The organism is Polynucleobacter sp. IMCC 30228 (assembly GCF_021395205.1).
In the GTDB taxonomy this organism is placed as follows: Bacteria; Pseudomonadota; Gammaproteobacteria; order Burkholderiales; family Burkholderiaceae; genus Polynucleobacter.
Window position 1 is genome coordinate 110,804 of the sequence record NZ_JAJVCS010000003.1, and the last position, 19,439, is coordinate 130,242.

Here is a 19,439-nt window from a genome sequence, read left to right on the forward strand (position 1 = left end):
TCCCTAATTGTATTGAGTATTAGTGTTCTGGGTTCTAACGATCAGCATGGGCTTGCGCTAGTTCATCCCAAGCGGTAGTGTAGTTGGGGGTGCGTTGGGACGCCTGCATGCGCCAGTGTGGCTGCAGACCAGCACCAGCCAAGCTTAAGGTATTGGCACCATACTTTTGATTGAGGTGATCCATGACATGCATGACTTTATTATTGCGCGCAGGCGCATCTGCCACGAATAGATTCCCTTGTTGCTGCGTAGCAGGGTGTAATCCGAGTAGGATGACCCCTGCTTTTTTATAGCGATACCCTGCGCGATAGATTTTTTCGATGCCTAAGACCGCGAGTTGTGCTAAGCGACGGGTATCGTTACTTGCCACAATCAGGGGTAAGGTAAGGCTATTCGCATACTGTTTTTGTTGGCTGGAAAAAGGATTCGTTTGGATGAATACGACGATATGTGAGCAGACTGAGTCTTGTTGGCGCAATTTTTCTGCCGCGCGCGCAGTGTAGCTTAATACGGCTGCACTTAAATCGGTCAATGTGGTAATGGGTTGACCAAAACTTTTACTCGAAATAATCTGTTGTTTGCGCTTTTCCTGATTGGTTTGGGTATCTTCTAAGGCGAGACAAGCGAGGCCATTTAATTCTGCAACTGTGCGCTCGAGTACAACGCCAAAACGTTGACGGATTAAGCTGGCCTGCGCATATTTCAAATCGCGGCAAGTTTGAATTGCCAGCGCTCTTAATTGCACGCGTAAGCGTCTACCAACACCCCAAATTTCACCGACATCTATTTGGGCCATTAAGCAATCTTCTACCAAGGGCTCACAAGCCTGCCAATCGAAAACACCGCCATACTGTGGGCGTTTTTTGGCGAGATGGTTTGCTAATTTGGCGAGGGTTTTGGTTTTGCCGATACCTACGCTAGTGGGTAAACCTAAGTAGCGCCGCGTAGACCGACGAATGGTTTGGCCATAGCTGACGGCATCATGATGGATGCCGGTTAGATCGAGAAAGCATTCATCAATGGAATAAATTTCTTGTTGGGGTGCAAAACTGCTAAGTAAAGTCATCATACGCGCACTCATATCACCATAGAGTGTGTAGTTGGAGCTAAACCAAATGAGACCATGGCTTTGCATTAGATGTTTAGCTTGAAAAAAAGGGATGCCCATGCCAATACCTAAATCTTTTGCTTCTTGACTACGCGCGACGATACAACCATCGTTATTTGAAAGTACAACTACGGGCCTTTTTTCTAGCTGCGGATTAAAGACGCGCTCACAAGAAACATAAAAATTATTGGCGTCAATGAGCGCAAAGGTAGATGGTGCACTATTAAATGGTTGGGGCATGAAAAAGAATGAATGGCCAGAATGGGAAGAAAATTGCTAGTCGAGAGGCGGTGACGAAGGGCTATGGCTTATGAATTACGTGTGAGACCACGCCCCAAATTTGTAATTCTTGGTCGGCTGCGATGGCCAGATCGGGATAGTTGGGATTATCAGCTTTAAGAATAATTTTGCCGCGCTGCCGATGCAGTCGTTTAACGGTGAGCTCACCATCAATTACAGCAATGACGACGCGGCCATGGGTGGGCTCGACTGAGCGATCAATCACCAATAAATCGTTATCGTGAATACCGGCGCCAATCATCGAGTCGCCCTTGACGCGTAGAAAAAAAGTCGCTTCGGGATGCAAAACCAGATGCTCATTCAGATCAAGGCGCTTATCGTAATGATCGGCGGCAGGCGAAGGAAAACCTGCCGGAGCCGGGCAGGCGTAGAGCGGAAAACGAGCGACTTGCAGCGGGTATTTGGGGCGAATAAGTGAATTTTGCATATACTGTATTTTTATACAGTATAGGGGAGTTTTTTGACAATCGCTTATTTCTTCGCGTCGACGTCCAATTGACGCAAAAAAGCCATTTTTTCCGCAATTTGGCTTTCTAAGCCGCGCTCAACTGGCTCATACCAGCGGGGCTCTGGCATACCAGTCGGTAGATAAGTTTCACCGGCAGCATAAGCATGGGGTTCATCGTGTGCATAACGGTAGGCGTGACCATGACCAAGCCCTTTCATTAGCTGAGTAGGCGCGTTACGTAAATGGATTGGTACTTCACGACTTTGGTCGCCTGCCACAAAGGCGCGTGCGGCGTTGTAGGCGTTGTAACTCGCATTACTTTTAGCCGCTACTGCTAAATACACGACTGCTTGACCAAGGGCTAATTCACCTTCAGGTGAGCCTAGTCGCTCATAGGTTTGCGCTGCATCGTTAGCCAATTGCATCGCGCGGGGATCGGCCAAGCCGATATCTTCCCAGGCCATGCGCACAATCCGGCGGGCTAAGTAACGTGGGTCGGCGCCGCCATCAAGCATGCGGCATAACCAGTAGAGCGCTGCATCGGGATGCGAGCCGCGGACGGATTTATGCAAAGCAGAAATTTGATCATAAAACTGATCGCCGCCCTTATCAAAGCGCCTGACATTGCTCGCCAAGGTATTTTGCACATAAGCTTGATCAATTTGTTTGACTTCACAGCCTGGGGCTGAGAGGGCATTGCGAATTTGTTCGACTAAATTGAGTAAGCGGCGGGCATCACCATCGGCATGTGCCACTAAAGCTTCAATGGCCGCACTATCAAAGGCGATATCGGGGAGTGCAGCAGCGCGCGCGCGGGTTAAGAGTAGCTTGAGCTCAGCGGTGCTGAGCGGTTTGAGCACATAGACTTGCGCACGTGATAAGAGCGCTGAGATGACTTCGAAGGAAGGATTTTCGGTAGTGGCACCAATAAAAGTAAAGAGGCCCGATTCAACATGGGGTAAGAGTGCATCTTGTTGACTTTTATTGAAGCGGTGAATTTCATCGACAAATAAAATTGTTTGGCGGCCAAATTGCGCCATGGTTTGCTGGGCGCGTTCAATGGCTTCGCGAATTTCTTTTACGCCTGCCAAGACTGCAGAAATAGCAATGAAGTCGCGTTGAAAGGCTTGTGCAGACAGTCGCGCTAAAGTGGTTTTACCTACACCTGGCGGCCCCCATAAAATCATCGAGTGCGGTTGACCTGAAGCAAAGGCGAGATTTAGCGGTTTGCCAGCTGCCAATAAATGGGTCTGACCAATCACTGCGTCAATTGTTTTAGGGCGTAAAGCCTCGGCTAATGGTGGTGGCGGCTGCGTATCAAAGAGCTCGCCCATACGTTTAATTCAGCAGAATCACGTTAGCACTCCAGGCTAAGCAAGCCATCGCCACGAAAGTGAGATGGGTGCGCATCTGCAGGAATACGCGGCAAGCAACTTCATTGCTGAAGTAGTGGGGGTAAGTAGTTTTATCAATTACTAACTGAATCAGCAATAGCGCTGCCAAAATGAGCAGCGCTACCGGAATATAGAGATGCAAGGCCAACCAAGCGGTTAAGGCCGGAATCACACCCCACACCCAGGCATTGCGTTCGCTCCACCTTGTGGCAGTAGTAGGAGTTGAGTTGATTGAGCGCAAGCTAGCACCCCAATGGATTGCACCTAAAAATGCCACAATGACTGCGCCATATCCCGCTAAGGATTCAGCGGCGAGAAAATTATTCGGCGTTGAGCCCAGTTGCGTTACGAATGTCAAACCAATAAACGGTAAGAGGCCGGCGTAACCCAGAAGGCGTACTGCTTTAAGTGGCATATTGATACACGCCACGGCCTGTTTTACGGCCTAAGTAGCCGGCCGCCACAAGCTCTTGGAGGAGGGGGCAAGGCCGATATTTTGAATCACTAAAGTTTTCAAAGTACACCTGCATGACAGCTAGACAAGTATCAAGACCAATTAAGTCGGCTAATGCCAAGGGACCAATAGGTTGATTGCAACCCAATTTCATACCCGCGTCGATATCTTCAGCGCTCGCTAAACCTTCGGCCAGCACAAAAAATGCTTCATTAATCATCGGCAACAAAATGCGGTTCACTACAAAGCCGGGTGAATTTTTAACGGTGATCGGTTCTTTGCCAATATATTTAGCCATTGCAATTACCGCATCATGAGTGGCATCGCTAGTTTGTAGACCGCGAATGACCTCAACCAAAGCCATTAAGGGCGGTGGATTAAAAAAATGCATGCCGATAAAACGCGCTGGATTGGAATTTAAGGCCGCGAGTTTAGTAATCGATAGTGAAGAGGTATTGGTGGCAATAATCGTTTCGGCGCTAACAATCTCATCAATTTGCTGCAGAATTTTTTCTTTAGTCGCCTGATTTTCGGTAGCAGCTTCAATGATGATTGAGAGCCCAGCGAGATCGTTATAGTTAGTACTACCTTTTACTTTTTGTAGGACAATTTCTTTCGCTTCAGCTGTAAGCACCGCTTTTTTAATGAGGCGATCTAAGCTTGTATTGATTTGATCTAGACCACGCTTAACCGCAGCATCGTTCATGTCGATCATTACGACATCAAGACCAGCAACTGCGCAAACCTGCGCGATGCCATTACCCATTGTGCCTGCGCCGATAATTCCGACTGATTGAATTTTCACGGCATACTCTCTATTAAATAATTACGACATTAAATGTTGCAGCACTTGCTTAATCTGGTTTTAGCTTTTCTGCTTTGGGCTTATGCCAAAGAGCTGATCTTTCGCGGGAGCGTTAGTTAGCGGTTTACGAAATTCTGCAAGTACTTGGACGCCGCGTTGAACTGCAGGGCGAGCGCCAATTTTTTCATACCATTTTTTAAAATGGGGGAAGTCATCCAATTCAATACCCTGATTTTTCCAATTGCGGGTCCAAGGATAAGTCGCAATATCAGCAATCGTATATTCCTTGCCAGCAATAAATGGATGCTTGGCCAGTTGTCGGTCCATGACCCCATAAATGCGCTTGGCTTCATTGGTATAGCGATTCACGGCGTAGTCAATTTTTTCAGGCGCGTAGAGACGAAAGTGGTGGTTTTGGCCTAACATGGGCCCAACCCCTCCCATTTGAAACATCAACCATTCCATGACGACATATTTATCGCGGGTTGATTTCGGTAGAAAGCGACCTGTTTTCCCGGCGAGATAGAGCAAAATTGCACCCGATTCAAAGAGATGAATTGGCTTGCCATCAGGCCCATGCGGATCGACTAAAGCAGGAATTTTATTATTGGGGCTAATCGTTAAAAAATCAGGATTAAATTGGTCGCCTTTGCCAATATCCACAGCATAAGCGTCCCAATCACGGCCTAATTGATAACCGCATTCCTCCATCATCACATGGATCTTGTGCCCATTGGGGGTTGGCCAGCTATAGACTTCCATGGGCGTGTGTTTCTTTACCATCTGGTTTCCTTAAAGTGATTGCTTGATTTTACAAGTGCTGGAGGCGTAATAATGCACTTTTTAACGTTTCGGTCTGCTTAGCAAAGCAGAAGCGCACGACGCCTGATTCCAGTGGCTTGGCATAGAAGGCTGAAACCGGAATAGCCGCGACGCCGATTTCAGTCGTCAGCCAACGGCAAAAATCACTTTCATTCAATTTTGCTTCGGGCACGGTTAAGGCGGAATAATCGACACATTGAAAATAAGTACCAGGGCAAGGCAGGAGTTGAAAGCGCGTGTTCGCTAAACCGGCGCGAAAATAATCCCGTTTAGCTTGATAAAAACGCGGTAAATTTTGATAGTGTGCGGCAGTCTTTAGATACTGGGTAATACCATATTGCACTGGCGTATTTACCGTGAAGACATTAAATTGATGAACCTTACGAAACTCATGCGTAAGTTCGGCTGGTGCCGCCACATAGCCAATTTTCCAACCAGTGACATGATAGGTTTTGCCAAAGCTCGAAATCAGAAAGCTACGTTTAGCCAATTGCGGATGACTAGCAACGCTTTGGTGCGCTTGGCCATCGTAGACCATATGTTCATATACTTCGTCGCTACAAACTAGGACATCGGTATTTGCAAGTAGTGTTGCCAAGCGATCTAAGTCGGCCTTACTCCACACCATGCCCGTAGGATTATGGGGTGAGTTAATCATGATGAGGCGAGTTTTTTTATTGATCGCCTGACTTAATTGCTCCCAAGGAATTTCATAAGAAGTTACTTGGCCTTTCTGATCGCGGATGGTTTGAAGCGCAATGCCAATGGGTTTGCCACCTGCTAGTTCAATGGCGGGTTGGTAGCTATCGTACGCTGGCTCGAGCAAAATGACTTCATCACCAGAATGAACACAACAGAGCACAGCGGTCAAAATACCTTGTGTCCCTCCCGCAGTAATTGTGATTTCGGTTTCAGGCTGATAACTTTTGCCATACAAAGCTAGAATTTTCTCGGCAATCGCTTGGCGTAATTCAAGAATACCTGCCATGGGTGGATATTGATTATGACCAGCCATCATGGCAGCACTCACTGCTGCAATCAGAGCGGGATCGCACGGAAAGTCGGGGAAACCTTGGCCTAAATTAATTGCCTTTGACTCGCTGGCGAGCGCCGACATGATAGTAAAAATGGTCGTCCCCACGTGTGGTAAGCGCGAGGGAAAGGGCGCAATTGCAGCGGAATGTGCTGATGGTGGCGTGCTGTCGCTAAAATAGGGGGAATCTTGTTTCTTCATAACCAAATTGTGCCATGCTGATCGTTCTTTCCCCTGCAAAATCGTTAGATTACCAAACCCCAGTGAAGCTGAAAAAGCACACTCTCCCTGAATTCGTGCCCGAAGCCGCTGAATTGATTGCCAGCTTAAAAACACTCTCGCCCCCACAATTAGCTAAGCTAATGGGTCTATCTGATCCATTAGCAGCCTTAAATGTCGGCCGTTTTCGCGATTGGTCGAGTAAATTTACCGCGGCAAATAGCAAGCAAGCCCTTTTTGCCTTTAATGGCGACGTGTATGACGGTTTGGATGCCAGCACCTTAAATGCCAAGGCCTTAGATTTTGCGCAAGACCATGTGCGAATTCTTTCGGGGCTGTATGGGGTGCTAAAACCCTTTGATTTAATGCAGCCTTATCGCTTAGAAATGGGCACTGCCTTCAAAAATGGGCGGGGGAAAAATCTGTATGAGTTTTGGGGTGAGCGGATTACCAAAGCACTAAAAAAAATCCTTGCGAGCCAAAAAAATCCTTTTTTACTAAACTTGGCTTCCGAGGAGTACTTTAAGGTGTTGCAAGCTGCAGACTTCGATTGCCCTATTGTCTCCCCAGTTTTTAAAGATGCGAAAGCAGGGCAATACAAAATTATTTCGTTTTATGCAAAACGGGCGCGTGGCCTAATGACGCGTTTCGTAGTTGACAAGCGAATTACAGACGCCGCTGATTTAAGGGAATTTAATTTAGCTGGCTACCGCTACAATGCAGCAGCATCCAAGCCATTACAACCGGTTTTTTATCGCGCAGAAAAAAATTAAGGCTTTTCATTATGGCTGTCTACCGTTCAAAAACCTCACAACGTTCTTCGCCCGAAGCCGATCGCTTAGTGGCCGATGCGATTTCCCTCGCGGCATCGGGTAGTCGAATTGAGGATGAGTTTTGGGAACTTCGCTTACTTGAGCGTTTAGCGCGCCTGCTAAAAAGCCAAAATCAAAACGTGATTGACGCAGCATTAGATCAAACTTTTAAAATTAATACAGTCGCTTTTGAAGTTTTGGCGGATAACGCAGAAACTTTAGCCGAATCGCTGACGCTTGAATACGAAGGGCAAAGTTGGGATGCACTCTTAATTGCCATGCCCATTGTGGCGCATACGCGGTATCAAATTCCGTCGGGCGCTTTGCCTGTGCAAGTGATTGAAGCAACTGCTTTAGCACTACAACGTTCGATTGCCGCCACCGATACGCGTCTAGCAATTGTGCCTTGGTTATATAGCATCGATCAAATGCCCCATTCGCATTGCCAAACCCGGATTTTGCTTGATGCTTTATCGACGGCAGCAGTTTCTGCTAGCGAGATGAAATTAGAGATGCGCGGTATGTCTGAAACAATTGCAGTATTAGCAGATCCGCGTTTTATTATTGCGGTTATTGCCGCTCCCAGTTCGCAACCGTTATTTCGTTGGCAGGCTGAAACCCCGTCCAGACAAGAGCGTGGCGTGAGTTTAGTCGAGTGGCAAGCGGCTATGCATGAGCCAATTGCAAGTTTGTTTCCTGGCTGTGAATTTAATTTACTATTGCCTGAAGCATATTTCACTAATTGCCGCTTAGCGGATAAACAAGTGCGTCCCCTGAGTATTCGGGCAGCGGTTAACTTTCTAGAATCTGCGCTGAGCATCATTCCGGCGGGCTTATCATGTGTAGTTGGTGCTTTTGGCGAAGAGCAGGCCGATGAATATCGTTTAGCCTTTAGCATGAAGGGTTCGGGCGATGTTGTCTATGGCGTAATTTGGCCCCTTTACGATCGCGAACATGTTGCTAACGACGCGTTAAATGATGTTTCAAACGATGAAAGCCCCATTAAAGAAATTTGTGACGCGCTACGGGATGCTGGAATTGAAGACGTTTTTCGACACGCCGTTTTGTTTGCGCCCGAATTGTGTGACGACTGTGGGGCGCCCCTGTTCCCAGATCGTCTAGGTGAAGTGGTGCATGCGGAAATGCCAGAAGACTCTCCTACCCAACAACCTTTATTTCATTAGTCTTATTCGACTTTAGTAAACAGGTGAGGGTCTTTGCCGCCTTTCATGTCAGCAGTTTGGCAAAAATCAGCTAAGCGTACGCCACTCTTAATATTAAAGAGCATGGCTTTATTGCCCAACACCACGAGGTCTAGACCCGTGTCCATATTTTTATAGCGCAAACTGCCGGGTAAGGACGTTTCTTTGTTCATCACAAAGTTTTTCGAGTTCCATTCTAAAGTGAGATTTTCAGCTGTGCCGGAGGTTTTGAGTTCCATGCCATTACTGCAGGTCCAAGAGAAGGGCGAAGAATTGCGCAGACTTTGTGCTTGACTCGTTAATGCAACTAAGCAAGCAGTACTTGCCAGCGCGATTTTGAGAGGTAGTACCAGTGCGATTTTTTTCATGTTGTGTTCCTTAATTAAGTAAGTAAGTGCTTTACGCCTGCTTGTTCTTCAAGTAATTCATTCAAGGTGTGAGTCATGCGTTCACGTGAAAACTCATCAATGGCTAAACCTTCAACCAATTGATATTCCCCATTTGCACAAATAACGGGGAAACCATAAATCATTTCAGCTGGAATACCATAGTCGCCTTTTGAGGCAATACCCATTGTGGTCCATTTGCCATTAGTACCAAGCACCCAATCATGCATATGATCAATAGCTGCATTTGCAGCCGAAGCCGCAGAAGATAGGCCGCGAGCTTCAATGATGGCGCCGCCGCGTTTCGCAACTGTAGGAATAAAAACATCCTTATTCCAAGCTGGATCATTAATCAGTTTTTCTACCGATTCGCCGTTAATCGTGGCAAAGCGATAGTCTGGATACATCGTCGGACTGTGGTTTCCCCAGACAATTAATTTTTCAATTTCAGCGACTGGTTTGCCCATTTTCGCCGCCAATTGAGAAAGCGCGCGATTGTGATCAAGGCGCAACATCGCAGTAAAGTTTTTAGCGGGTAAGCCTGGCGCTGATTTCATCGCAATATAGGCGTTGGTATTAGCGGGATTGCCCACTACCAAGACCTTGACTGTGCGTTTGGCAACAGCGTCGAGCGCCTTACCTTGTGCAGTAAAAATTTGGGCGTTAGCCGAGAGTAAATCTTTGCGTTCCATGCCAGGGCCACGTGGACGAGCTCCGACCAGCATCGCAATATCAACATCTTTAAATGCCGTCATGGGGTCGCTGTGAGCGCTCATACCCACGAGGAGGGGGAAGGCGCAATCATCGAGCTCCATCATCACGCCTGCTAGTGCCTTTTGCGCTTTTTCATCAGAAATTTCAAGCAGTTGCAAAATCACCGGTTGATCTTTGCCTAATAAATCGCCATTGGCAATACGAAACAGCAGGGAATAGCCAATTTGGCCGGCTGCGCCGGTAACTGCGACGCGCATGGGTGCTTTTGCCATTACTAAAACTCCAGATGAAGGTTAAAAATTACTTCTATTATCCCTTTAAGTTTAGGGATTCCCCTATTACACTGTCAACCATGTCTTCTATAAGACCTCAAAACCACTTATTTTTTGCCTTTGCCAGGGCCAAAATAGCTTTTTATTGGAGTCATCTTGAGTGCCAATTTAACTGCTTTAGCCACCTTTAGCCCGCTTTATCAACAGATTAAAGCCATGTTGCTCGCTAGTTTGCAAGCGGGGGAATGGCAGCCTGGGGAGGTCATTCCTAGCGAATTTGAATTAGCAGCCCGCTATGAAGTTAGCCAAGGTACCGTACGCAAGGCGATTGATGAGTTAACTGCCCAAAACTTATTGATTCGTAAGCAAGGCAAAGGCACGTTTGTTGCCACCCACCATGAAGAGCGCCAGCAGTTTCGATTTCTGCGCTTAGCGCCCGATGGCGGCCAAGCAATGGTTTTAAAAAATCACTTTCTCAGTTGCAAAAAAATGAAAGCCCCCGCTTTTATTACGCAGGTTTTGAAAATTAAAGCAGGGGAGAGTCTAATTGAAATTGAGCGCGTGCAAACCTTTGCGGGTAAGGCGATTGTCTTTGAGCAAATTTGGTTGCCCAGCTTGCGTTTTAAGACGCTGAATTTAGCTACCTTACAAGCTTGGGCGGGCCCCCTGTATGCTCTCTATGAATCGACCTTTGCTACACATATGGTACGGGCAGAGGAGAAAATTAAGGCCGTTGCTAGTGACGCGATGAGCGCCGAGCGCTTAAATTTGCAATTGGGGGCGCCGATTTTATTGGTGGAGCGGGTTTCTTATTCCTATGGCAATAAGCCTGTAGAAATGCGCCTCGCCCGTTATGAAACGAGTACGCAACACTATGAAAATACCTTAAGTTAGGCCTAATGATGGAAAATCCCCCCATGCTTTCCTGCTTTCTACTAAAATATGTTGCAATACAACATATTTAATCGATTATTCCTTTTTATACCGAGATAAAACATGGCTGACGCCCAGCAGGACTTGAACCCTTCGCGACCCAAGCCGGTCTACCGCAATATTGGCTTGGCGCAGTTAATTCATTACCGCTTACCTTGGGCAGGGAAGGTTTCTATTTTGCACCGCATTAGTGGTGCGGCTTTATTTCTTTGTTTGCCATTCTTGTTGTATTTACTTGATCAGAGCCTCGCCTCAGAACTCAGTTATAAAAAATTCCAAGCCATTGTTGCTAACCCTCTAGCGAAATTAGTGCTCTTGGGATTGATTTGGAGTTTTCTGCATCATTTTTTTGCCGGCATTCGTTATCTGCTTCTAGATCGTGAAATTGGTATCGACAAAGTTCCAGCTAATCGTTCGGCAATTGGAGTTTTGATAATTAGTCTCTCGCTGACGCTGATTTTGGGCGCAAAATTATTTGGTTTGTTTTAAGGTAAGGAACAGGATGTCAATTTATAACGTTGGTCCGCGTCGTCTCGTTGTTGGTGCGCATTATGGCTTAAAAGAATGGTTAATTCAGCGCGTGACTGCGGTGGTGATGGTGGTCTTCACCTTGATTTTATTGGGCGACTATGTGCTCAATGGGGGCGCAAATTACACCGCTTGGGCTAGCTTGTTCAGCAATCAATTCATGAAGCTGCTGACCTTACTGGCTTTTCTCAGTCTTTTTTATCATGCTTGGGTTGGTATGCGTGACATTTGGATGGATTACATTAAGCCGGTGGGAACGCGCTTAGCTTTACAAGCCCTAACAGCTCTGTGGTTGATAGCTTGCACTGCTTACGCTATTCAAATTTTGTGGAAAGTGTGAGATGACAGAGATTCAAAAAGCATTACCGCGACGTCGTTTTGACGCAGTGATTGTTGGCGCAGGTGGTTCTGGCATGCGCGCCTCACTGCAACTCGCTGAGGCTGGGCTAGATGTGGCGGTGTTAAGTAAAGTATTTCCAACCCGTTCACACACCGTTGCTGCACAGGGTGGAATTGGCGCTGCCTTAGGTAATATGAGTGAAGACAATTGGCACTATCACTTTTACGATACGGTGAAGGGCTCCGATTGGTTGGGTGATCAAGACGTGATTGAATTTATGTGCCGCGAAGCGCCCAAGGTTGTGTATGAGCTCGAACACTTTGGGATGCCCTTTGATCGCAATCCCGATGGCACCATTTATCAGCGCCCCTTTGGCGGACACACGGCGAATTATGGTGAAAAGCCAGTACAGCGTGCTTGCGCCGCAGCTGACCGAACTGGGCATGCAATGTTACATACCTTGTACCAACGCAATGTGATGGCTAAAACCCATTTTTATGTGGAGTGGCTAGCGCTCGATTTAATTCGTGATGCAGCTGGCGATGTCGTCGGTGTTACTGCGCTAGAAATGGAAACAGGCGAGCTGTATATTCTTGAAGCCAAAATTGTGATTTTGGCAACGGGTGGGGCGGGGCGCATTTGGTCTGCTTCAACCAATGCCTATATTAATACTGGCGATGGCATGGGCATGGCAGCACGCGCTGGTATTCCTTTAGAAGATATGGAATTTTGGCAGTTTCACCCCACTGGAGTAGCCGGAGCTGGTGTATTACTAACTGAAGGCTGTCGTGGCGAAGGTGGCGTATTGCGCAACAAAGATGGCGAACGGTTTATGGAGCGTTACGCCCCCACTTTAAAAGATTTAGCGCCCCGCGATTTTGTCTCGCGCTCGATGGATCAAGAAATTAAGGAGGGTCGGGGTTGTGGCCCGAACGGCGATTATGTCGTGCTCGACTTAACCCATATTGGCGCTGAAACCATTATGAAACGCTTACCCTCGGTCTATGAAATTGGTATGAACTTTGCCAATATTGATGTGACTAAAGAGCCGATTCCAGTGGTGCCAACGATTCACTATCAAATGGGTGGTATCCCCACTAATATTCATGGTCAAGTTGTCGTACCCAAAGACGGTAATCCCAATCATATTGTGCAGGGCCTCTATGCCATTGGAGAGTGCTCATGTGTTTCAGTACATGGTGCCAATCGTTTAGGTACCAATTCTTTACTAGATTTATTGGTCTTTGGGCGCGCTGCGGGTAATCATATAGTTGCAGCCAATTTAAAAGACCGTGAGCATAAGGCCTTACCAGTAGATGCAGGTAGCAAGAGTGTGGCGCGCATAGCTAAGTTAGATGCTTCTACTAGCGGTGAGTATGCGCAAGATGTAGCCAACGAGATTCGCAAAACTATGCAAACCTATGCGGGGGTATTTCGCAATCAAACATTAATGGATGAGGGCGTACGCCAAATGGCGCTGTTGACCGAGCGGGCGAATCATTTATGGGTTAAAGATAAGTCACAAATTTTTAATACTGCGCGAATTGAGGCTTTAGAAATCGCCAATCTCATTGAAACGGCCAATGCCACCATGATTTCTGCAGCGGCACGCACAGAAAGTCGCGGCGCCCACTCACATGATGACCATCCAAAACGAGATGATGTGCATTGGCTAAAGCATTCATTGTGGTTTAGTGCGGGTAATCGTATGGATTACAAACCAGTGCAACTACAGCCGCTAACCATTGAATCTGTACCCCCAAAAGAACGCACCTTTTAATGCCTATTTGTAGACGAAAGAATTGAAATGAGTGATACCCGTATTTTTGAAATCTATCGTTACGATCCCGAGACCCATGACGCGCCTCGCATGCAGCGTTATGAAATTGAATTAAGCGATGAGCGCATGTTGTTAGATGCTTTAATTACTTTAAAGAAGATGGACGAAACCATTTCTTTTCGGCGCTCGTGTCGCGAAGGTGTTTGCGGTTCAGATGCCATGAATATCAATGGTAAAAATGGTTTGGCCTGCTTGACGAATATGCGTAGCTTGCCCAAAACCATTGTGTTGCGTCCGCTGCCTGGGTTACCGGTCGTACGTGATTTAATTGTTGATATGACCTTGTTCTTTAAGCAGTACTTATCGATTAAACCGTACTTAATTAACGAGACCCCACCGCCCGAAAAAGAGCGCTTACAAAGCCCCGCTGAACGTGAAGAGCTAGATGGCTTATACGAGTGCATTTTGTGCGCTTCTTGTTCTACTGCTTGCCCGTCATTTTGGTGGAATCCCGATAAATTTGTTGGACCTGCGGGCTTGTTACAGGCCTACCGCTTTATTGCCGATAGTCGTGATGAGGCTACCGCACTTCGACTTGATAATCTCGAAGATCCTTATCGTTTATTCCGTTGTCATACGATTATGAATTGTGTAGATGTTTGTCCTAAGCACCTGAACCCGACAAAGGCCATTGGCAAAATTAAGGAGTTGATGGTTCGTAGGGCGGTATGAAGCTAGCAAAATGAGCTTAACTTCGGCCGAACGCTATCGTTTGCATGCGGCAGCGCGACGGGGATTATTGGAAAACGATTTAATTTTGGAGCGTTTTTTTAAGCGCTACGGGGCAGTTTTGGATCAAGAGCAAGCTGTGGCTTTGAGTCAATTATTGGCTTTAGACGACAATGATTTACTTGAGCTGTTATTAAGTCGTAGCAATACCGTCGCAGCCCTGGGAAACGCACTGGAATCGCCGGTCTTGCAGAAATTATTGTTGATGTTGCGGGAAAAATAAGTAGCACAATTGCACTACCGATTGTTAATTTGGAACCCTTGAGGATGAATCATGATTGAATCCGACATTAAAGCGAAGCTTTCTTTTTCTGATGGCACACCCGATATCGACTTACCTATTTATAAAGGTACGGTAGGGCCTGAGGTGATTGACATCCGCAAACTCTATGGGCAGACGGGTAAATTTACTTATGATCCTGGTTTTCTTTCAACCGCTTCGTGCAGTTCGAAAATTACGTTTATTGATGGCGACAAAGGCGAATTGCTCTATCGTGGGTATCCAATTCAAGATTTGGCTGGTAAATGCGATTTCTTAGAAATTTGTTATTTACTGCTCAAGGGTAAATTACCCAATCAAACTGAAAAGAGCGGCTTTGAAGAATTGGTTATGCATCACACTATGGTGCATGAGCAAATGCAATTTTTCTTGCGCGGTTTTCGTCGTGATGCTCATCCCATGGCGGTCTTAACTGGGCTAGTTGGGGCAATGGCCGCTTTCTATCATGATCAAATCGACTACGCCGAACCCATGGCGCGTCATATTGCTCAAATTCGCTTAATTGCTAAAATGCCTACCTTGGTAGCAATGTCTTATAAGTATTCAATTGGGCAGCCTTTTATTTATCCCGATAATTCTCTTTCATACACCGCTAATTTTATGCGCATGATGTTTGCTACACCGTGCGAGCCTTATAAAATTAACCCGGTCTTAGTTAAGGCCTTAGATCGAATTTTTATTCTGCATGCCGATCACGAGCAAAACGCTTCGACTTCAACTGTGCGTTTATGCGGATCTTCTGGTACCAATCCATTTGCGGCTATTTCCGCAGGTATTGCTTGCTTATGGGGTCCAGCGCATGGCGGGGCAAATGAAGCTTGCTTAGATATGCTCACTAATATTCAAAATAATGGTGGTGTGGAAAAAATTGGTGAGTTTATTGCCCAAGTCAAAGATAAAAATTCAGGCGTACGTTTAATGGGCTTTGGTCATCGGGTCTATAAGAACTTTGATCCGCGCGCAAAATTGATGCGTGAAACTTGTTATGAAGTCTTGAATGAACTTGGTTTAGAGAATGATCCCCTCTTTAAATTAGCTATGACCCTTGAGAAGATCGCTCTGGAGGACGAGTATTTTGTTGGCCGTAAACTCTATCCTAACGTCGATTTTTATTCGGGTATTGTGCAGCGCGCCTTAGGCATTCCTACTGATATGTTCACTTGTGTATTTGCCTTAGCGCGTACGGTAGGCTGGATTGCCCAATGGGAAGAGATGATTACTGATGCAGAATATAAAATTGGTCGACCACGGCAATTATTTATTGGTGAAACCGAAAGAATAGTGCCAGCAGTTGCTGAGCGAAAATAAGTCTCTTTAAGGAATTTGCATGGCCCGCACCTTGTATGACAAATTATGGGATGACCATGTCGTCTATTCTGAAGATGATGGCACAGCCACGCTTTATATTGATCGACAGTTATTGCATGAAGTGACTAGCCCTCAGGCCTTTGAAGGGCTGGCTTTAGCGCAGCGCCCAGTTTGGCGTATTTCAGCCAACTTAGCGGTTTCCGATCACAATGTGCCAACTACCGATCGGGCTTTAGGTATTGCCGACCCGATTTCTAAATTGCAAGTCGACACGCTCGATCAAAATTGTGATCGTTTAGGTATTACCCAATTTAAGATGAATGATTTGCGTCAAGGCATTGTGCATGTCATCGGCCCTGAGCAGGGTGCAACGCTGCCGGGTATGACGGTGGTCTGTGGTGATTCACACACCAGTACCCACGGCGCGTTTGGGGCCCTCGCATTTGGTATTGGTACTTCAGAAGTTGAGCATGTTTTAGCTACCCAAACCTTGCTGATGAAAAAAAGTAAGAATATGTTGGTGCGCGTAGAGGGTCGTTTGCCTCCCGGCAGTACTGCTAAAGATATTGTCTTGGCTGTGATAGGGCGTATTGGCACCGCTGGCGGCACAGGTTATACGCTTGAATTTGCTGGTGAAGCAATTCGTAATTTATCGATGGAAGGGCGCATGACTGTTTGTAATATGGCCATTGAAGCTGGTGCTCGTGCAGGTTTAATTGCAGTTGATGAAACGACGATTGATTACATTCAGGGGCGCCCTTATAGCCCTAAGGGCGAAGTATTGCGCCATGCTTTGCAATATTGGAGAAGTTTGCATTCGGATGCAGATGCGGTATTTGATCAAGTGATTGAATTACGCGCAGAAGAAATTCAACCGCAAGTAACTTGGGGCACCTCGCCAGAGATGGTCTTGGCCATTGGTGAGCGTATTCCCGATCCAGAAAAAGAACGTGACCCGAATAAGCGCTTAGCGATGGAGCGTGCTTTAGAGTACATGGGGCTCATTCCCAGCATGCCGCTGACGAGTATTCAGCTCGATAAGGTATTTATTGGTTCATGCACTAATAGCCGCATTGAAGATTTACGTGCAGCAGCCAAAGTGGTCGATCGTTTAGGCAAGAAAGTTGCCGCAAATATTAAGGTCGCCATGGTTGTGCCTGGATCGGGCTTAGTCAAAGCGCAAGCCGAACGCGAAGGTTTAGATCGGGTTTTTAAAGCTGCTGGCTTTGAATGGCGCGAGCCTGGATGTTCAATGTGTCTAGCGATGAACGCCGATCGTTTAGAACCGGGCGAGCGGTGCGCCTCCACTTCCAACCGCAATTTTGAAGGTCGTCAAGGTGCTGGTGGGAGAACCCATTTAGTTAGCCCAGCGATGGCGGCTGCTGCTGCAATTGAAGGTCATTTTGTCGACGTTTGTAAAATTGCGTAAGCAAATTCATTCAAAAAAACATCATAAAGGGGTGAAGAGATGAAATTAATTAATCACCGTGCTCAAACAGCGCGCCTTATAGTCTTAGCGCAAGGCATTGTTCCCGCTACGCTTATGGTGCTGATGAGCGTAGGCTGCACAAATACGGTTACCGGCATGGGTAAAGATATTCAAAAAATGGGCCAATCGATGAATAGTCAAAGCAGTACCTCTGGAACAGCGGCTAAAGCCAACCCGAGCGACTCGTTAAGTCAGGGCAAAGATGTTGTGGTAACCCCCGTAGTAGTTACACCAACAAAATAAAGCAAAACACTAGCGTAATGGAAATAGCGTAATGGAGAAATTTACGGTTTTTACAGGTTTGGTTGCGCCGCTGGATCGCGAGAATGTCGATACTGATGCGATTATTCCGAAGCAATTTTTAAAGTCGATTAAAAAAACTGGCTTTGGACAAAACCTATTTGATGAATGGCGCTATAAAGATCATGGTGAGCCAGGCCAAGATTGCAGCATTCGCCCGCTCAATCCCGATTTTGTTTTAAATCAAGCGCGCTACAAAGGCGCCGGTATTTTGTTAGCGCGTAAAAATTTTGGTTGCGGTAGCTCGCGGGAGCATGCGCCCTGGGCCTTAGCGCAATATGGCTTTAGGGTAGTGATAGCCCCCAGTTTTGCAGATATTTTCTTTAATAATTGTTATAAAAATGGCCTATTGCCCGTTGTTTTAAGTGAGTCGCAAATTGACCATCTTTTTCACGAAACTTTAGCCTTTCCGGGTTACGAGTTAACTGTCAATTTAGAACAACAAGAAGTGAATGCGGGCGATAATCACGTCTATGCATTCGACATTACGCCATTTCGAAAATATTGTTTAACGAATGGGTTTGATGATATTGGCTTAACTTTGCAGAGTGCCGATAAAATCAAGACCTACGAAGCTGAGCGCTTGTTGCGGATGCCTTGGTTAAATACTCAATTGCCCTAAGGGCACACAAAGGTTTTTATGAAAATTGCGGTTCTCCCTGGTGATGGTATTGGGCCAGAAATTATTGCCGCAGCGGTCTCGGTGCTGGAGGCCTTAGGGCCATCATTCGATTTAGAGTTTGCACCTGTTGGGGGAGCGGCTTATGATCTGGCGGGACATCCTTTGCCGCCCGCAACCTTAGCTTTAGCTCAGTCTGCCGCGGCGATTTTATTTGGCGCTGTAGGCGACTGGAAATACGATACATTGGCCCGAGAATTACGCCCTGAACAAGCCATTCTAGGTTTACGTAAACACCTTGGTTTATTTGCTAATTTTCGGCCAGCGATTTGTTATCCCGAATTAACTGCGGCCTCGAGTTTGAAGGCCGAAATTATTGGTGGGCTCGACATCTTAATTGTGCGTGAACTCAATGGCGATATTTACTTTGGCGCGCCACGGGGAATTCGGGAATCAAGCAACCCGCTGTTTTTAGGTGCCCGCGAAGGTTTTGATACTATGCACTATAGCGAGCCAGAAGTTGAACGTATTGGTCGGGTTGCATTCGAGGCTGCTCGTAAGCGGCATAAAAAAGTATGTAGCGTAGATAAAGCGAATGTTTTAGAAACCTCCCAACTCTGGCGCGATGTAATGACCCGCCTGAGCCAAGACTATAGCGACGTGGAATTAAGCCATATGTATGTCGATAATGCGGCGATGCAATTAGTTAAAGCCCCCAAGGCATTTGATGTAGTGGTAACGGGAAATTTATTTGGCGATATATTATCTGATGAAGCGGCCATGTTAACGGGCTCAATTGGGATGTTGCCATCGGCATCATTGGATAAAAATAATAAAGGTTTATATGAGCCCAGCCATGGCTCAGCACCCGATATTGCGGGGCAGAATATTGCCAACCCCTTGGCCACCATACTTTCAGCAGCGATGATGTTGCGCTATTCCTTGGGTCTGCCCGCTGAGGCCGAGCGGATTGAGCGGGCGGTACAAAAGGTATTGAGTCAAGGTTATCGCACCGTCGATATTTATACACCCGGTACTCAGCAGCTGGGAACGCGTGAAATGGGCGAGGCAGTGGTGAAGGCTTTATCCTAGAGGTACTATTTC

At 46.6% G+C, this 19,439-nt stretch carries 22 protein-coding genes; 13 read left to right on the plus strand and 9 right to left on the minus strand.

Translation table 11 applies throughout. The features are described 5' to 3' along the window. Positions 1 to 34 precede the first annotated feature (34 nt). The 7 genes from LZT21_RS06240 to LZT21_RS06270 all read right to left on the minus strand — a co-directional run bounded on the left by LZT21_RS06240 (position 35) and on the right by LZT21_RS06270 (position 6,565). Entirely contained in the window at positions 35 to 1,348 is a 1,314-nt protein-coding gene (locus tag LZT21_RS06240) for a Y-family DNA polymerase (RefSeq protein WP_233923660.1), read from the minus strand. 61 nt (positions 1,349 to 1,409) lie between these two features. After that, positions 1,410 to 1,835 (minus strand): LexA family transcriptional regulator, encoded by a 426-nt coding sequence (locus LZT21_RS06245; protein WP_233989902.1) that lies wholly within the window; start codon positions 1,833 to 1,835, stop codon positions 1,410 to 1,412. A 44-nt stretch (positions 1,836 to 1,879) separates the two neighbouring features. Next, positions 1,880 to 3,190, minus strand: coding sequence for a replication-associated recombination protein A (locus LZT21_RS06250; RefSeq protein ID WP_233923658.1), 1,311 nt, complete (start codon positions 3,188 to 3,190; stop codon positions 1,880 to 1,882). Positions 3,191 to 3,194: 4 nt separating this feature from the next. After that, on the minus strand, positions 3,195 to 3,665 hold the full coding sequence (locus LZT21_RS06255; protein ID WP_233923657.1) for a DUF3429 domain-containing protein: 471 nt from the start codon (positions 3,663 to 3,665) through the stop codon (positions 3,195 to 3,197). After that, positions 3,655 to 4,509, minus strand: coding sequence for a 3-hydroxybutyryl-CoA dehydrogenase (locus LZT21_RS06260; protein ID WP_233923656.1), 855 nt, complete (start codon positions 4,507 to 4,509; stop codon positions 3,655 to 3,657). The genes LZT21_RS06255 and LZT21_RS06260 overlap by 11 nt, the downstream gene beginning before the upstream one ends. A 60-nt stretch (positions 4,510 to 4,569) precedes the next feature. Continuing rightward, on the minus strand, positions 4,570 to 5,292 hold the full coding sequence (locus tag LZT21_RS06265) for a glutathione binding-like protein (RefSeq protein WP_233923655.1): 723 nt from the start codon (positions 5,290 to 5,292) through the stop codon (positions 4,570 to 4,572). Positions 5,293 to 5,320: 28 nt separating this feature from the next. Then, entirely contained in the window at positions 5,321 to 6,565 is a 1,245-nt protein-coding gene (locus LZT21_RS06270) for a pyridoxal phosphate-dependent aminotransferase (protein ID WP_255696443.1), read from the minus strand. 14 nt (positions 6,566 to 6,579) lie between these two features. On the opposite strand from LZT21_RS06270, the gene yaaA reads away from it, so the two are divergent. Then, complete coding sequence (gene yaaA / locus LZT21_RS06275) at positions 6,580 to 7,356, plus strand: peroxide stress protein YaaA (protein ID WP_233989904.1); 777 nt, start codon at positions 6,580 to 6,582, stop codon at positions 7,354 to 7,356. Positions 7,357 to 7,367: 11 nt separating this feature from the next. Further along, positions 7,368 to 8,579: a DUF2863 family protein gene (locus LZT21_RS06280; protein ID WP_233936852.1), complete on the plus strand. Its 1,212-nt coding sequence runs from the start codon at positions 7,368 to 7,370 to the stop codon at positions 8,577 to 8,579. Positions 8,580 to 8,581: 2 nt separating this feature from the next. On the opposite strand, the gene LZT21_RS06285 is transcribed toward LZT21_RS06280, so the two are convergent. Together LZT21_RS06285 and LZT21_RS06290 are read right to left on the minus strand one after the other, a co-directional pair. Then, positions 8,582 to 8,965 carry a hypothetical protein gene (locus tag LZT21_RS06285; RefSeq protein WP_233923652.1) on the minus strand — a complete coding sequence of 128 codons (384 nt, stop codon included), beginning with the start codon at positions 8,963 to 8,965 and terminating at the stop codon, positions 8,582 to 8,584. A 14-nt stretch (positions 8,966 to 8,979) separates the two neighbouring features. Beyond that, on the minus strand, positions 8,980 to 9,969 hold the full coding sequence (locus tag LZT21_RS06290; RefSeq protein ID WP_233989906.1) for a malate dehydrogenase: 990 nt from the start codon (positions 9,967 to 9,969) through the stop codon (positions 8,980 to 8,982). Between the two features lie 156 nt (positions 9,970 to 10,125). On the opposite strand from LZT21_RS06290, the gene LZT21_RS06295 reads away from it, so the two are divergent. The 11 genes from LZT21_RS06295 (at position 10,126) to leuB (ending at position 19,427) form a co-directional block, all read left to right on the plus strand. Further along, positions 10,126 to 10,863, plus strand: a complete 738-nt coding sequence (locus tag LZT21_RS06295) for a GntR family transcriptional regulator (RefSeq protein WP_233923650.1) — start codon at positions 10,126 to 10,128, stop codon at positions 10,861 to 10,863. A gap of 102 nt (positions 10,864 to 10,965) precedes the next feature. Further along, positions 10,966 to 11,391, plus strand: a complete 426-nt coding sequence (gene sdhC / locus LZT21_RS06300; RefSeq protein ID WP_233923649.1) for a succinate dehydrogenase, cytochrome b556 subunit — start codon at positions 10,966 to 10,968, stop codon at positions 11,389 to 11,391. Between the two features lie 13 nt (positions 11,392 to 11,404). Beyond that, on the plus strand, positions 11,405 to 11,770 hold the full coding sequence (gene sdhD, locus LZT21_RS06305; RefSeq protein ID WP_233936868.1) for a succinate dehydrogenase, hydrophobic membrane anchor protein: 366 nt from the start codon (positions 11,405 to 11,407) through the stop codon (positions 11,768 to 11,770). Between the two features lies 1 nt (position 11,771). After that, the gene (gene sdhA, locus LZT21_RS06310; RefSeq protein ID WP_233923647.1) at positions 11,772 to 13,550 is read left to right on the plus strand and encodes a succinate dehydrogenase flavoprotein subunit; all 1,779 of its coding nucleotides are present in this window, start codon (positions 11,772 to 11,774) and stop codon (positions 13,548 to 13,550) included. Positions 13,551 to 13,577: 27 nt separating this feature from the next. Beyond that, entirely contained in the window at positions 13,578 to 14,282 is a 705-nt protein-coding gene (locus LZT21_RS06315) for a succinate dehydrogenase iron-sulfur subunit (protein WP_233923646.1), read from the plus strand. A 10-nt stretch (positions 14,283 to 14,292) separates the two neighbouring features. Continuing rightward, on the plus strand, positions 14,293 to 14,562 hold the full coding sequence (locus LZT21_RS06320; protein WP_233923645.1) for a succinate dehydrogenase assembly factor 2: 270 nt from the start codon (positions 14,293 to 14,295) through the stop codon (positions 14,560 to 14,562). A gap of 51 nt (positions 14,563 to 14,613) precedes the next feature. After that, a complete protein-coding gene (gltA, locus tag LZT21_RS06325) occupies positions 14,614 to 15,927 on the plus strand; it encodes a citrate synthase (RefSeq protein ID WP_233936888.1) in 1,314 nt (437 codons plus the stop codon). Between the two features lie 19 nt (positions 15,928 to 15,946). After that, the gene (gene leuC, locus LZT21_RS06330; protein ID WP_233923643.1) at positions 15,947 to 17,356 is read left to right on the plus strand and encodes a 3-isopropylmalate dehydratase large subunit; all 1,410 of its coding nucleotides are present in this window, start codon (positions 15,947 to 15,949) and stop codon (positions 17,354 to 17,356) included. 39 nt (positions 17,357 to 17,395) lie between these two features. After that, on the plus strand, positions 17,396 to 17,659 hold the full coding sequence (locus LZT21_RS06335) for a hypothetical protein (RefSeq protein ID WP_233923642.1): 264 nt from the start codon (positions 17,396 to 17,398) through the stop codon (positions 17,657 to 17,659). Between the two features lie 31 nt (positions 17,660 to 17,690). Next, positions 17,691 to 18,338 (plus strand): 3-isopropylmalate dehydratase small subunit, encoded by a 648-nt coding sequence (gene leuD / locus LZT21_RS06340; RefSeq protein ID WP_233923641.1) that lies wholly within the window; start codon positions 17,691 to 17,693, stop codon positions 18,336 to 18,338. Between the two features lie 18 nt (positions 18,339 to 18,356). Continuing rightward, positions 18,357 to 19,427: a 3-isopropylmalate dehydrogenase gene (leuB, locus tag LZT21_RS06345; protein WP_233923640.1), complete on the plus strand. Its 1,071-nt coding sequence runs from the start codon at positions 18,357 to 18,359 to the stop codon at positions 19,425 to 19,427. Positions 19,428 to 19,439: the final 12 nt, after the last annotated feature.